This is a genomic window from Myroides odoratimimus, assembly GCF_004337635.1.
Taxonomy (GTDB): Bacteria; Bacteroidota; Bacteroidia; order Flavobacteriales; family Flavobacteriaceae; genus Flavobacterium; species Flavobacterium odoratimimum.
Genome location: NZ_CP037427.1, coordinates 2,660,175 through 2,675,733, shown reverse-complemented (window position 1 = coordinate 2,675,733; position 15,559 = coordinate 2,660,175). Strand labels below are relative to the sequence as shown.

Sequence of the window (15,559 nt, the reverse complement as noted above, 5' to 3'; positions counted from 1 at the left end):
AAATATAACATTATTATAACATTCGATTAACTGACCTTTCTAAATATTTTTTTGATATTTGTATAATCAATAATGATTGATTTCATAATAGTTAGGGTTAGTTAAAAAAAGCCGAGTAATTTCTTACTCGGCTTTTTCTTTTTATATTCTTACCTTAATCCTCTAGACTACTTTTTCTCTAAAAATCAAAGCATTATTCAATTCGTTTATGAATTTGCTTAAAGTATTCAAAAGCATTAAACAAATGTGTTCCATGCCAAGAGAACATTTCCCCATCCACAAAGACAGTTTTCCCATGATGTGTATGTCTTCCTAATTCGAAAGCATGCTCTTCCTTAAATGGATATGGCTCTGATGATAAGAATACTAATTCAGGATCTCCTTGAATTCTAATCTTTCTTATCTCTACTTCAGGATAACGCTCTTCGCGATTAGCATACACATTTGTAAATTTATTCAAAGTCAAAAGGGTATTGATAAACGTATTATTACCTGCTGCCATATAAGGTTCTCTCCAGATAAAATAAGCCGCTTTTTGTGCTTCTCTAGTACTTACAAAAGACATAAAATCCTTGATAGCAAAATCAATCTTATCATTCCATTTCTTTGCTTCTGTACGTTTGTTAAACAACACACCGAAATCTTCTATCATTTGTTTATTATCGTCTAATGTAACAACATCAGTAACCCAAACAGGACAAATATCTTTTAGACTTTCTACAATCTCTAAAGTATTTTCTTCTTTATTGGCAATAATAATATCAGGATTAAGCGCTTTAATCTTTTCTACGTGTACCTTTTTAGTTCCACCTACTTTTATTTTGACAACACCTAAATGATAAGGATGTACACAGAATTTAGTTATTCCTTTAATCTCGTCTTCAAGTCCCAAATCACATAACGTTTCTGTTTGAGATGGAACTAAAGAAATAATTCTCTTTGGTGCTTGTTCAAAGCGATGCTCTTGCCCTATTTGATCTTTTAATACAATCATACCATTTTTTTTAATATCTCCTCCATTTCTTGTTGAATGGCTTTAGCTTCTAATCCCGCTTTCTCTGCGAAATCTTCTTCCTTAGATGCAAAGATAATACCTCTTGACGAATTGATTAGCAATCCTACATTTTTACTTAATCCATATTTACATACATCCTGTAAATTACCACCTTGAGCTCCTACTCCTGGAACTAATAAAAAACTTTCTGGAACTATTTTTCTAATCTCTTCAAAATACTCTGCCTTAGTAGCTCCCACTACATACATTAAATTTGCTGCATTTTTATACGTTTGAGAAGTTTCTAATACTTCTTGATACAATGGCTTTCCATTCACTTCTTTTGTTTGGAAATCAAATGCTCCTTGATTTGAAGTCAATGCTAAAAGAATAGTATGTTTATTTTCAAAAGCTAAAAAAGGTTCTACAGAATCTTTACCCATATAAGGCGCAACAGTAACACTATCAAATGACATATCTTCAAAGAAAGCTTTAGCATACATAGATGCTGTATTACCTATATCTCCACGTTTAGCATCTGCTATGGTATATACCTCAGGATAGTTAGTATTTAAGTATTCTATTGTCTTCTTCAGAGACATCCATCCTTTTATACCATAAGCTTCATAAAAGGCAATATTCGGTTTATAAGCTACTGCATATTGGTGAGTTGCATCAATAATTGCTTTATTAAAACTAAAAATAGGATCTTCTTCTTTTAATAAAAAAGTTGGAATCTTATCTAAATCAACATCTAAGCCAACACATAGAAATGATTTCTTTTGCTTGATTTGTTCAATTAATTGTTGTGTAGTCATGTCTCGTAGTTATAGTTTAAAAAAAACCACACTATACAAAAGCAAGTGTGGTTTATTATATTTATAAAAGACGATTAAAAAACGTCTCCTTCTTTTAATTTCTCAGTATTACTTACCAATTGTAATTCATCAATAATCTTCTGAATATTACCATTCATAACACCGTCCAGATCATACAGAGTAAGTCCAATACGGTGATCCGTAACACGTCCTTGTGGATAGTTATAAGTTCTAATCTTTGCAGATCTATCTCCACTACTTACTTGAGATGAACGTTTAGTAGCATCTTCTGCCTGTTTCTTCGCTAACTCCATTTCATACAAACGAGAACGCAATACAGATAAAGCTTTATCTTTATTCTTGTGTTGAGATTTCTCGTCCTGACATTGAGCCACAAGCCCTGTAGGAATGTGAGTCATACGTACGGCTGATTTAGTTGTATTTACAGACTGCCCTCCAGGTCCTGACGAACAGAATAAGTCAATACGTACATCATTCATATCGATATGCACATCGAACTCTTCTGCTTCAGGCAATACCATTACAGTAGCAGCTGATGTATGTACACGTCCTTGAGTTTCCGTTTGAGGAACACGTTGTACACGGTGTACTCCAGCTTCAAATTTCAATGTACCATATACATCTTCTCCTGTTACTTCAAAGATTACCTCTTTATATCCTCCAGAAGTTCCTTCATTCACATCTACTACAGATGTTCTCCATCCTTTAGATTCACAGTATTTAGTATACATTCTAAATAAATCCCCAGCAAAGATACTCGCCTCATCACCTCCTGTACCAGCACGTACCTCTACCATTACGTTCTTAGCATCCTCAGGATCCTTAGGTATTAATAAGAATTTGATTTCTTCCTCTAATTCTGGTAAACGACCTTTTGCCTCATCTAATTGCATCTTAGCCATTTCTACCATTTCAGCATCACTTCCATCAGCTAATATTTCATTAGCTTCTTCCATATTACCTTTAAGATTTATATACTCAGCTCGTTTTTCGACTAACTGTTTTAAATCTTTATACTCTTTATTTAATTGTACGTAACGTTTTTGATCAGCGATTACATCTGGCTGAATAATTAAGTCAGAAACTTCGTCAAAACGTTGCTTAATAATTTGTAGTCTATCTAACATATCCTAAAATAGATAATTTATTTGGTTTGCAAAGGTACAAAAAAAGAGGAATATTTTAGCATACTCCTCTTCAATTACGTTACAAAAGTAACTAATTATTTTTTAATCTCAGCAGAAATCTCTACGTCAGACCAAGTTTTCCCTTCGTGTAAATCTTTACAAGCTGCATGTAAGCTATCAAATGCAGACTGAGCCGTAAAATCAGCGATGATATCTATTGAACCATTTAGTTTAAGAGCATCCCCTTCTACTGTATAAGTAAACTCTTTCTCTTTAGAAATTCCATTCATTGTTAAGTTTACGATTACTTTACCATCTTTAAACTCTCCAAAGAATCCATTGATATTCCCTACCATTTTAGCAAAGAACTCACCTTTTAATTTCTCATCTCTACCAGCATCATTTGTGCTTACAGAAGAAGTTACTACTACGAAGTTAGCACCTTTTAATGCTTCTTCTAATGTAGCAGCATCTGCTTTTACTTCATTTAATTTAATATCAGAAAATGTTCCTTTTACTCCTACTTTCTCAGGCGTTTTAAAAGCAGTCCACTCCATAGAATAAGATAATTCCTTCTGCGCTGGTGCCTCTACTTGTTCAGTTGTTGTCTCAGTAGTTTCTTCTACTGCATTTGTATCTTTTTTCTCTCCACAAGAGATTGCTAGTGCTCCAATTAAAGCTAAAGCTAAAACGGATTTTTTCATAAATATTGAGTTTTAATTATATTGAAACCAAATTACTAATTTTAGTACACTTTATTCTTAAATAAACATTAATATTTTTTAGATACTCTAGTCTTTATACATAACTGTTTATTTAAGAAATAATAATTAAATTAAATTATGAACCTTAAAGCGCTTTGTAATACCGAACGTTTTCTTATTAAAAAGAAAGGCAGAATAGATTTCTATAATAACCTTACTAAATTAATTTCTACAGTCTTAATATCTCCTGCCTTATTCATATATTCTATGATGACTTTTTTATTTTCTTCTTTCAGTATCCTTTCATATTTATCTATATCATTAGTACTAATACCATTGACAGATATAATCCTTTGCCCCTTTTTCAACCCTTTAACCGCAGCTTCTGTATTATGGATAACACTTGAGATTAAAATCTGGTCTCTTTTATCATTATACATTAGAGACAATGGTTTTACAAATGGACGAAATTCCTTTGCAAACAAATCATTAGGTTTAATATATACAGACTGATCTTTATAATCAAATATCAAGTCAAAACGATGTATGATCTCACTCCCTAAAATTCCCATCAACCCTTTTACAGCACTTACTCCTTCTCTATCTGAAGAAAACGAAACTGATAATTCACTACTCTGAATCTCATAACTACCTAACCTCAAACTCTTAATTAATCCTTTTTCATAACTTGTACTATTACTCAAATTATCACTTGAATAAGATATCTTTTTATCTGTTTTACTTAACAAATCATGCTTTTCTTTATAAGGTTTATTTATTATCAAAGTAGTACTAGCACCACTATCAAACAAGATATCTCCTGAGAATTGCTCATTATTATTCAATGTCATCGTAATAGGAAATTGAATTAAAGCACCATTATAGAATTTAAAAGGAATCTTCTCATAACCACTATAATCTACCTTTGTTCCAAAATTATATAGACTCATCATTTGCGTATTAAAGTCTAGCTTTGTTATATAGTTTTTTAAAATAGTAGCTCCTATAATACCGTCAAACTTCTTTTCAGTCATAGCATACAACCTAGACATATCTTCTAACACTACTGAAGTACTATCTACATAATTATTTTTATCTAAATAAACCTTGTAATTCCTGATTGACTCATAGGTTTTTTTACCTCCTGCACCAGTTATATCTTTTTTGTAATCTGCTTTTAGACCAAGCTCTTTTGCTTTCTGTGTATCTAAAAGTAGAGCTCCTGCTCCTGTATCAAAGAAGAAGAGCAAACTATCTTTTTGATTCTCCATTGGCAACCTTAAAAAATAGTACTATGGTCTTTTGACAATTCAAATGGCAACTTAATTTTTTGTGCAAAAAAACAATTTGCACTTAACAATACTAATAACAATAGCTCTTTTCTAAACATAAAACATAATTAAGTTAATTTGAAAGTAAAAATAATACATTTTAACATTAAATAGAAAAGTAAAATCAAAAATACCGCATTAAAAACAAAAAACATTTCCAAACAAAGTTATAATAACTAAAAAAGGGTACCCTATACAGGATACCCTTTTCATTATTTCTAATCTACATAGATTACTTTTTCTCAGGAATCTGAGTTAAAATCTCTAATAAGAACTTCCAGAATTTTTGTACAGAAGCAATATTAGCGCGCTCTACAGGAGAGTGAGCTCCGCGAATAGTTGGTCCAAAAGAAATCATATCCATATCAGGATAGTTTGTTCCTAAGATACCACACTCTAATCCTGCGTGACATGCTACTACATTTGGCTTCTCACCTACTTGTTTTTCATAGATATCTACTAATACGTCTAATATTTCAGACTCTGAATTAGGTGTCCATCCCGGGTAAGATCCAGAGAATTCTACTTCACATCCCATTAATTCAAATGCAGAACGAAGACTATTTGCTACATCAAATTTAGATGATTCTACAGAAGAACGAGTTAAACACTTAACTACTAATTTACCTTCTCCTAAATCTACTTTAGCGATATTATTAGAAGCTTCTACTAAGTCATCGAAATCTGGACTCATACGGAATACACCATTATGAGCAGTATACATAGATCTTACGAAGAAATATTGCGCCATAGAAGGCATTACTTTCTTAGGAGTATCAGCTGCTTCTAATTTCTCAAATACTACTTCAAAGTTAGGATCTACAGTATGTAACTCTGCTTTAATCTCATCTACAATAGAAGTCATATCAAATACGAATGCCTCATCAAAAGTATTTGCAATAATTACCTCAGCCACACTTTCTCTAGGAATAGCATTTCTTAAACTTCCTCCTTTGATTTTAGATATCTGTAATCCAAAGTTATCAAAAGCATCAAATAACAATCTATTCATGATTTTATTTGCGTTTCCTAATCCTTTGTGGATATCCATACCAGAGTGTCCTCCGTTTAATCCTTTTACAGTAATTCTGTATCCGATAGATCCTTCAGGTGTATCTTCTTCATCATACTCAGCAGATGCAGTTACATCTACACCACCAGCACATCCGATATCGATTTCGTCATCCTCTTCTGTATCTAAGTTTAAAAGAATCTCTCCTTCTAACATTCCTCCCTGAAGACCTTTAGCACCAGTCATTCCAGTTTCTTCGTCTATTGTAAATAAAGCCTCAATAGCAGGGTGTGGAATTTCATTGCTTTCTAATATAGCCATAATAGCTGCTACTCCTAAACCATTATCAGCCCCTAAAGTAGTACCTCTTGCTCTTACCCATCCATCCTCTACATACATATCGATTCCTTGAGTATCGAAGTCAAATACAGTATCGTTATTCTTTTGGTGAACCATATCTAAGTGAGATTGCATTACAACCACTTTTCTGTTCTCCAATCCTTTAGTAGCAGGTTTTTTAATAATAACATTACCTACCTCATCTTTTATAGTTTCTAGCCCCAAAGACTTACCAAAGTTCATCATGAACTCAATCACACGCTCTTCCTTCTTAGACGGACGAGGCACTGCATTTAGATCTGCGAACTTGTTCCATAAGTTCTTAGGTTCTAAACCTCTAACTTCTTGACTCATATCTTAATCTCTTTAATTATTCAAAATATTGCTTCAAATTTAGGACATTCTAAATAAATAAACAGTTATTCCCTAATAAAATTCGGTTAAACCCGAATTATGCAATAGACATATAAACGAAAAGTAATTATACAAAATAGGTCTGAATTAGTGATTAAAGCATACTATAGTATGGTTTGAGAGCTAATGAAAGAACTATGAAGTAGAATTGCTTTGTAGTATTTGGCTAATGCGTAATTTGGGTTAAACCCAATTTATCCTCTTCCTTAATCGACATCCCCTAAACACTTAGTTTTCCTTTTTGTGACTTGCTAAGTATAACAATTTCAATCCTTCATCAAATAAGAACAACATCATGTTCATTATTTTCAAAAATCAAGATTAACTTATTCCTGTTTTAAACTAGAGTCGATCCCTAAAAGCAATGTTTAAAGACCATAAAAAAACGGGCTTTCACAAATGCAAAAACCCGCTTTTATAACTAAATATAAAAATTATGAAAGATTCTTAATATTTCCTAGAAATGCCCCTCTTACACAAAATACTTCTCTAATATCTTGAGGTCTAACTACAATGTTCTCATATGTTTCATTATCACATATAAATGCTAACTCACCATTTTCAGTATATCTTTTAAATCGATAACACAGTACACCTTTTCCTTCTATAACCACCACATAAATACCCCATGGTTTTATTTCTTCTACATCTATTTTCTTAGTTAAGACATAAGACGATACTTTTACAGTAGGATACATATTATCTGCTGAAATCTGAAATGCTGTATCTACCTCTTCTTCTGTAGGAAATACAAAACTAGGTGAAGTAGCCCATGTTCTTTCTGGGTTTAAAAAATACTCGAAATGATGATCTACCGATATCATTTTCACTTTTCTTTTTTGTAAATCTGTATTAAAAACTTTATGTGTATTTGAAAAGAATAACTCATTCAAATCAATTTTGTGTTCTTTACACAAATTCATGATTTTTTCATACTGCAAAGTCTCTCTCGACTTCCATGATGATACTGTATTAGGTTTTACTTCTAAAATATTTGCTAATTCTAGATCGGTTTTTATTCCTAATAACTGTTTCAACTTTTTAATTACGCTTTCACTACTTTTCATACTTTTCACAATTTATTATTTCACTTTACTAACTACTGCTTTATTCGCATATATCGACAATAAAACAATTATCTTGCCAATATTTAAAAACAGAAAAAAAATTGTTTAAAAAAAGAATACCAAACCAACAAAAACAAAATTAAAACACTTATAAACAACACATTATATAAAAATAAAAATACTAAATAATTTTATATTAATGTAAATATTCAAATATTTACTATTCAAAGTATTTAAAATCAAGTGATCTAAACCTATTTATTAAATCACAAAAAAAGAATAAATAACGTATAGTTTAAATGAATATTTCACTGTAACTATTTTCTAGAAAACAATTAGTTAAAACAACTTTTCCAGTTTATTAAGTCAATTAGATTGACGACTACTCCATTGATACAAAAGAAACAACACACTTGTTTTTCATATTATCAATGGTAAGTTATACATATCTAAATCGTAATTTCAACTTCTGTAGGATGGTTATTTTTTTATTTAAACAACTCAATACAAACATATAATATTCAACGATACACCAAACACACATATTATTATTCACTAAAATCAACAAATAAAAGAATTATAACTACTTTTATATCAATATTTAACTAATATTCAACATATAAAAACAAAAAACACTTATCGCATAAAACACATATAAACAAGTTACACTTCTTATTTCATCACATATAGTGATTATCATAATATTAGATTTTTCTCCTACAAGACTCTGTCACATTTAGTGATTAAATCACATATTGCTAATTTCTTATTCTTTTTTCAACATCATAAAACTAATACATTGAAAGATTCATGTCTAAAACAGTCAAATAGTAAATAAAGTCACTTTAATCATTATAAAATATCACAAAAAAAGAGGAGCATCTCTCGACGTCCTCTTTTACAAGTACAAATAAAAAAATACTTGTTTTGACCCCTATAAACCTAGAGTATTTTTAAATTTTTAAAGTATAATGTTTTAGGCTACTTTTTCTCTGCTACAAATCAAGTGTTTGTCCTTTTCCCATTTCTCCATTGGAGTGATTTTTCCAAGCAAACCATGTAGTCTTTTGTTATTATAAAATACTACGTACTTCTTTAATATTTGTTCTATTTGTCCAAAAGTAAAGTATTCAAATTTAGTAAAAACCTCTCTTTTTAAAGTACCGTGATAGGCTTCTATGTGGGCATTTTCCTCTGGTGTTGCTACGTGTGTAAATTCTTGTGATACACCTACTAAGGAAAGATATTCTCTTACATTCTTGGCAATAAATTGACTACCATTATCCGATCTAATAACCACATTTTTAGGGTAATCTAACTCTTCAAAAAGCCCTGACAATAATTCTATTACCTGCTTCTGCTTAATATTAAAGCTGAAGTAGTCTTTTAATATTCTACGACTGTGTACATCAATTACAGAAAGTAAATAAGCATTTTTACCTTTTTGTGGTATCCATACCATCTTAATGTCCATTTCAATACACTCTAAGGGTCTTGTAGTCTTTACTTTACGATGCTTAACGTACTTCTTATTCGAATGATCTCTAGTTATACGAGTTTGTAAAAGTTTGGCGCTTTTCATGATACGAAATACTTTTTTATGGTTAATAGTGTACCCTTCGCGTTTAAGATACTCGCTCATCATACGGTAACCACAATCCATAAAATCACCCTTTAAAAGCTCTTTAATTGACTCTACAACAGTTTGTTCGTTAACCCAACCTTGGGTTTTATGATAGGTTAATAAAGTAGCTTTATTACCTTTTGACTTGCCAGAACCCTTGAAGTAGTACGTGCTTTCACTTAAGCCAATCCAATGTATTAGTTTAGCTTTACTTTTTTGATATTTACTATAAAAGTAATCTACCAGATCTTTTTTGGATCGGATGTCCCAAACTTTTTTTTTAACAGTTCACGTTGAACTTCTAATTCTATTTCTTTATCACTTAGTAGTTTACGAAGAATCTTATTCTCTTGCTCTGCTTTTTTAAGTTCTTTTGATTTGTCAGAAACAGCAGGTCTTAATCCTGATTCTCCTTGAGAATCGAATTTCTTCTTCCATGAGTAGAAAGTACCTGTACTTAAACTGTGTTTACGACAAGTTTCTATTGCCCCATTTTCTTCTGCTTCTTGTAAAATTGATAGCTTCTCAGATAAGCTCCATTTCTTGTATTTCATAAGTCCAAAGTTATGTAATTAATTTACTAATTTCACTCCAGCTTATTTAGGGGCTAAAATAATACTATGCACTCTCACCTGCATAGCACATCAAACTAAGTAATTATCTTATCAATATAATTTCTATTAAATTTCTGTTCTTTCTTATACTGAGATGGAGACACTCCCACCACACTTTTAAACTGTTTACTCAAATGACTTAAATCATTATAATACATTTTACTAGCTATTTCTAATAGTGTCATTTCACCATACGAAATATATTCCTTCACACGTTCAATGCGCTGATGGATATAAAACTTCTCTATTGTAACTGATTCTCGCTCTGAAAACAACTTACTTGCATAACTATAGTCTATTGCTAAATTATCTGATATCAAATATGATAGGTTAGTAGATAAACGGCTATCTGTTTGTACTAAGTCTATTATTAGCTGTTTAATACTTTCTATCAATATATCTTGCTTTTCTACTAATAATTCGAAACCAAGTATATATAATCTCTCCTTAAACACCTTAAAAGTATGTTCACTTAAATTATATAAAAGTGATACTTTGCCCAATTCAACTTTAGCTTCTAATACACCTATTTTTTTTAATTCTTGTTCTATCATTAAAACACAACGGTGACAAACCATATTCTTAATATGTAAAACTACCGAATACTCCATATCTCATTTTTTTTATCCTAATAAACAATAGACTGATCATATCTCGTTTTAAACTTTCACTATATAGTATAGTAACTCAATACAATCTTTGTTTTTAAAAAGGAGTACTGACTATATCAGTACTCCTGATTCCCTTTTATTAACTCTGTTTGTGTTCTGCAACGAATTTTTGGTAATTCCCTTCATTCTCAAAATAAGCTACCTCACCATTATTCCCTACTATCACGATATAAGCTTCTGCTTTATCTACTGATTTTAAAGAATATGGATCTATAGCTGCACGCACAGTTGCATCTTGAGGGATTCTTGTTTTACACATTTCACAACATCCGTAATACATTTTACCTTCATGCTCTACTTCTAACTGTTTATTCCCCATATAAGCATCATTTACCATACATACTAGGTCACTTGGTACAGCATCTCCTCTTTTGTACTGTCCTCTAGCTGCTACAGGCTCACTTTCTTTATGCATAGAATGCATATCGTGATTAGCATGGTTTTCATTTGTTGGAGCTGTTGCTACAGGCTCTTTTTTCGTTTCTCCACAAGCGATAGTAAGTAAACTAACTCCTACTACTGCTAAACTTCTAATTGCAAATGTTCTCATAATCATCATTTTTATTACATTAATTTTTGTTCATTCATTATTTCTTCTGTTGCCATTTTTAAGATCTTCATACCTGGTCTTAGCTCTCCAAAAACCTCAACCATCATAGGCATAGCACGTCCTTTAGCTACCTTAATATGATACGCTGTACCATTTCTAACTTCAATGACATACAGCCCAAGATTACTCTCTACTAAAGCTGACTTAGGTATAAAGAATGTTGGCTCTGTACTTTTTAAGCTTACAGTAGCATCTGCTATCATATTAGGCTTTAACAACTGTTCTTTATTAGTAATATCTGCTTGAATCTGCTCTGAACGCAACTTTAAATCTAGACTACCCGCCTTTCTAGTGACTACACCTGTAAACTCTTTTTGGGGAAGTGTACGCACTTTAAACTTCACTGTATCTCCCTCTTGTACATAAGGCGTATTTGCTTCTGAGATAGATAGGTTTAAACGTAGTGTAGAAGTGTCCTCTACGATTAGTAAAGGCATTTTACTCATCGGCCCTACATACGCCCCTTTATCTACCTGTCTATCTGTAATCACTCCATCAAAAGGCGCTCTAATCACTAGATATTGATCTATATTCTTCATTTCTTCATACGAAGACTTTGAAGAAGCTAATTGTGCTTTATCTGCTAACATCTTAGCAGTCACTTGCTCTAAGTAATCAGGGGCAATAGCTCCCTCTGTCTCATTCGCTTTTATCGTTCTATCATAAGTAGCTTTAGTTGAGATGTAGATTGCCTCTTGTGCTTTCCATTTAGCCTGCGCACTTGATACTTGCGCCTGAATCTCAGGCGCATCTAATACCATTAACACTTGTCCTTTCTTTACGTGATCACCTATATCTACACGTAAATCAGTTACATAACTATTCACTTTAGCAAACAGTTCAGTACGTTGATCAGCTCTTAACTCTCCTGGTAATTGTAAAGGAACGATAGGATTCGTTGGCTCTATGCCAATAGTCTCCATCTTATTCATTGCCATACTCATCCCTCCTTTTTCATCTTTCACTTCTTTTACTTCAGGAGTTTTTTTATCTGCACATGCAGTTAATACTACTAGACTAACTAATGCTATATATATTCTTTTCATCTTTCTTATTTATTATCTATAGGTAAATAGTGGATACTTTCTTCGTCTTCTGGGTCTAATGATGGAGAATCTCTCGTTACTTTATTCATTACCCAAGCAAATACCATCGGTAAAATAATCAATACAGACACTGTCGATGCTAATAATCCTCCAATTACTGCTCTTCCTAAAGGAGCTACTTGCTCACTTCCTTCTCCATGTCCTATCGCCATTGGTAACATCCCCGCAATCATCGCTATCGTAGTCATCGCAATCGGTCTGATACGTAACTTCGTAGCTTCTATTGCCGCTGCAGTAGACGTCCATCCTGTTTTTCTCAACGTCTCCGCATTATTAATTAATAATACAGCATTGGCTATGGATACTCCGACCGACATAATGATTCCCATATAAGACTGTAAGTTAACTGTAGAGCCTGTTGCTTTTAATAATAACAGTGATCCAAGCATTACGAACGGTACTGTAGTCAGGATCACAAACGACACTTTAAACGACTGAAAATTGGCTGTTAGCATTAAGAATATAACCACAATAGCAATTAATAAACCGTTAGCTAAACTCTGCATGGTATCATCTAATACAGGAGCCATTCCTTTTAACTCCACATTTACCCCTTTTGGTAATTCTCCTAATTCTGCAATCGCTTGTTGTACATCTTCTTTTGCTTTATTCAAATCTGTTTTGTGTACGTTAGCTACTACAGATACATATCCCATCGTCCCTTCATTATAACTCTCAGCTAATGCCTTTGACTCTGTTACAGTAGCTACATCGCTTAGCACTGGTCTGTCTGAGTTCTTACTCAGTGGGATATTCTCTAATTCTTCCTTACTTCCCAGTTGATTTTGTGGCATCTGTACTTGTACATCATAAGCTATTCCCATCATACCTCCTACCCACATATTTCTATTGGTGTAACGAGAAGAAGCTGTTGTCGCCACTAATGATTTTGCAATATCCATTGCATCTAATCCTAATTGAGCAGCGCGTACGCGATCTATATTAATTTCATAAGATGGATAATTCATCGAGATAGGCATTTTCTGATCACGCATATAGTCGATTTCTTTCAACTTTGCCAACAATTTATTTGCAGTCATCATATTCATCTTACGCATCATACCTGATACGCGAATCTCTATAGGTGTATTGGTTCCCTGACTTAAAATCTTTTCAGTCAATTCGATTGGCTCAAAAGTCAATTTTAACTCTGGTAGCTTCTCTGCAATACGCCCTCGTATCTGGTCTTTTAATTCATCTGTATTACCATCAAAATCTTTAAAAGCTACTTGCATAGACGCTTCATGTGGTCCTGCATTATATAAGTAGATCGGACTTACTGCAAATGATGAAGGGTGTTGTCCCACAAACGCTGATGAAATCGCAATCTTCTCTTTACCAAATAAATCTTCTAATTCACCCAGTACCTTCTTCACTTTCATTTCAGTATGCTCTATACGTGTCCCTTCAGGAGCAGTTATACGCATTTGCACTTGACTTGAATTTACAGTTGGCAATACATCCTTTCCTATATTTTGATACATTACTGCTACAGCTAAGAAAGCAGCTAGAATAGAACCTATAACAATTATCTTCTTCATAGGCATCACTTTCTCAATCCCTGCCACTACTCTATTCTTAAACTTATCGAAACCTTTAGCTTCTTCAGGAATAGTATGTTTCTCAGGATTGTACTTCATCAGCCAGTTAGCCATAATCGGTACAAACGTTTGAGAAAGTAAGAATGAAACCGTCATCGCAAAACCAATTGCCATCGCTAGAGGCATAAATAGTGCTCCAGGAATACCTGTCATCATAAAGGCTGGTGCGAATACTGCCAAGATGCTAAACAAGATTAATAACTTAGGGAAAGCGATCTCCTTACACGCGTCCCAAATAGCTTGTACCTTATTCTTACCGAGGGCAAAGTGCTGGTGTATATTCTCTATCGTCACCGTACTCTCGTCTACCAAAATACCTATCGCTAAGGCTAATCCTGATAGTGTCATAATATTGATCGTCTGACCAAACATCTTTAAGAATAATACTGCTGAAATAATCGCTATCGGAATAGTCATAATTACAATCAAAGCTCCTCTAGGATCTCTTAAGAATAACATTACCATAAGTCCTGTCAATAAGGCTCCTAATACTCCCTCTACGATTAAACTCTTTACTGCATTAATAACATTCACAGATTGGTCAAACTCGTACGAAATCTTTACATCATCAGGTAAGTTATTCTGTATATGAGGAATAGATTTTTTCAATTGTTCTACCACATCATAAGTAGAAGCCTTACCAGATTTAGCAATATTGATATACACAGAACGTTTACCGTCTACTAATGCATAACCAGTCGTAATATCAGCACCATCTTTTACAGTAGCCACATCGCGTAAGTACACATTATCTACCTGCCCTTTAAACAAAGGAATATCTCCAAACTCCTCTACCGTTTTTAAAGTGTTATTAGTCGGTGTCAGATAGTTCTTATCTCCTACATATACGTTCCCTGAAGGCATTGTTACGTTTTGTCTACTAATTGCTTCTACCACTTGCTCTGGGCTCATATGATGCGTACGCAATTTATTTGGATCTATATTGATCTCTATCGTACGTGGTGACCCTCCAAATGGTGGAGCTGTAGTCAATCCAGGAATCTTAATCAAGAAAGGGCGCGCAGCAAAGTTCGCGATATCTTGAAGCTCATTATTCGTCTTCGTTTCTGAGCGGAACACTAATTGTCCTACTGGTTGAGAAGAAGCATCAAAGCGGATAATGAATGGTGGTGGAGCTCCTGGCGGTAAGAAAATTACCGAACGATTAGACAGCGCTGAGATAGACGCGATCGCCTCTCCCATATCTGTCCCTTCATAAAACTCTATTTTCATCAAGGTCAACCCTTGTGTATTTTTAGTGTCAATACTTTTTATCCCATTGGCAAAAAGCATCATATTTACATACATCTTCGTGAAGTAACCTTCCATTTGTTGTGGAGTATACCCATTAAAAGAATGGGCGATATAAACAACTGGTAAGTTCATCTCTGGAAGAATATCTACTGGAATCTCTTTAGATGACTTTATTCCAAAGAATAATAGTCCTATTACCAATACCATAATAGATATTGGCTTGCGCAAGGCAAATCGAATTAAATTCATACT

13 protein-coding genes are annotated in these 15,559 nt (G+C 33.1%); all 13 read right to left on the bottom strand.

Annotated features, from left to right (window positions below; all coding sequences use genetic code 11):
- Positions 1 to 193: 193 nt before the first annotated feature.
- The 13 genes from E0Z07_RS12055 to E0Z07_RS11995 all read right to left on the bottom strand — a co-directional run bounded on the left by E0Z07_RS12055 (position 194) and on the right by E0Z07_RS11995 (position 15,556).
- Entirely contained in the window at positions 194 to 994 is an 801-nt protein-coding gene (locus tag E0Z07_RS12055) for an ABC transporter substrate-binding protein (RefSeq protein ID WP_006265129.1), read from the bottom strand.
- Complete coding sequence (gene pyrF / locus E0Z07_RS12050; RefSeq protein ID WP_006259167.1) at positions 991 to 1,812, bottom strand: orotidine-5'-phosphate decarboxylase; 822 nt, start codon at positions 1,810 to 1,812, stop codon at positions 991 to 993. Before pyrF ends, E0Z07_RS12055 begins: the two co-directional genes overlap by 4 nt.
- 74 nt (positions 1,813 to 1,886) lie before the next feature.
- Positions 1,887 to 2,960: a peptide chain release factor 1 gene (prfA, locus tag E0Z07_RS12045; protein WP_006259168.1), complete on the bottom strand. Its 1,074-nt coding sequence runs from the start codon at positions 2,958 to 2,960 to the stop codon at positions 1,887 to 1,889.
- A gap of 95 nt (positions 2,961 to 3,055) precedes the next feature.
- Entirely contained in the window at positions 3,056 to 3,664 is a 609-nt protein-coding gene (locus tag E0Z07_RS12040) for a YceI family protein (RefSeq protein ID WP_006259169.1), read from the bottom strand.
- Positions 3,665 to 3,867: 203 nt separating this feature from the next.
- Complete coding sequence (locus E0Z07_RS12035; protein ID WP_233445968.1) at positions 3,868 to 4,935, bottom strand: aspartyl protease family protein; 1,068 nt, start codon at positions 4,933 to 4,935, stop codon at positions 3,868 to 3,870.
- 292 nt (positions 4,936 to 5,227) lie between these two features.
- A complete protein-coding gene (locus tag E0Z07_RS12030; RefSeq protein ID WP_006259171.1) occupies positions 5,228 to 6,700 on the bottom strand; it encodes an aminoacyl-histidine dipeptidase in 1,473 nt (490 codons plus the stop codon).
- A gap of 494 nt (positions 6,701 to 7,194) precedes the next feature.
- A complete protein-coding gene (locus E0Z07_RS12025; RefSeq protein ID WP_006259172.1) occupies positions 7,195 to 7,827 on the bottom strand; it encodes a LexA family transcriptional regulator in 633 nt (210 codons plus the stop codon).
- 976 nt (positions 7,828 to 8,803) lie between these two features.
- The gene (locus E0Z07_RS12020; RefSeq protein WP_131540800.1) at positions 8,804 to 9,697 is read right to left on the bottom strand and encodes an IS3 family transposase; all 894 of its coding nucleotides are present in this window, start codon (positions 9,695 to 9,697) and stop codon (positions 8,804 to 8,806) included.
- The gene (locus E0Z07_RS12015) at positions 9,691 to 10,005 is read right to left on the bottom strand and encodes a transposase (protein ID WP_016361605.1); all 315 of its coding nucleotides are present in this window, start codon (positions 10,003 to 10,005) and stop codon (positions 9,691 to 9,693) included. Before E0Z07_RS12015 ends, E0Z07_RS12020 begins: the two co-directional genes overlap by 7 nt.
- A 95-nt stretch (positions 10,006 to 10,100) precedes the next feature.
- Complete coding sequence (locus E0Z07_RS12010) at positions 10,101 to 10,676, bottom strand: AraC family transcriptional regulator (RefSeq protein WP_006259173.1); 576 nt, start codon at positions 10,674 to 10,676, stop codon at positions 10,101 to 10,103.
- 139 nt (positions 10,677 to 10,815) lie between these two features.
- Positions 10,816 to 11,286, bottom strand: coding sequence for a hypothetical protein (locus tag E0Z07_RS12005; RefSeq protein ID WP_006259174.1), 471 nt, complete (start codon positions 11,284 to 11,286; stop codon positions 10,816 to 10,818).
- Between the two features lie 14 nt (positions 11,287 to 11,300).
- On the bottom strand, positions 11,301 to 12,392 hold the full coding sequence (locus tag E0Z07_RS12000; RefSeq protein ID WP_131540799.1) for an efflux RND transporter periplasmic adaptor subunit: 1,092 nt from the start codon (positions 12,390 to 12,392) through the stop codon (positions 11,301 to 11,303).
- 5 nt (positions 12,393 to 12,397) lie between these two features.
- Positions 12,398 to 15,556, bottom strand: a complete 3,159-nt coding sequence (locus E0Z07_RS11995; protein WP_006259176.1) for an efflux RND transporter permease subunit — start codon at positions 15,554 to 15,556, stop codon at positions 12,398 to 12,400.
- Between the last annotated feature and the right edge of the window lie 3 nt (positions 15,557 to 15,559).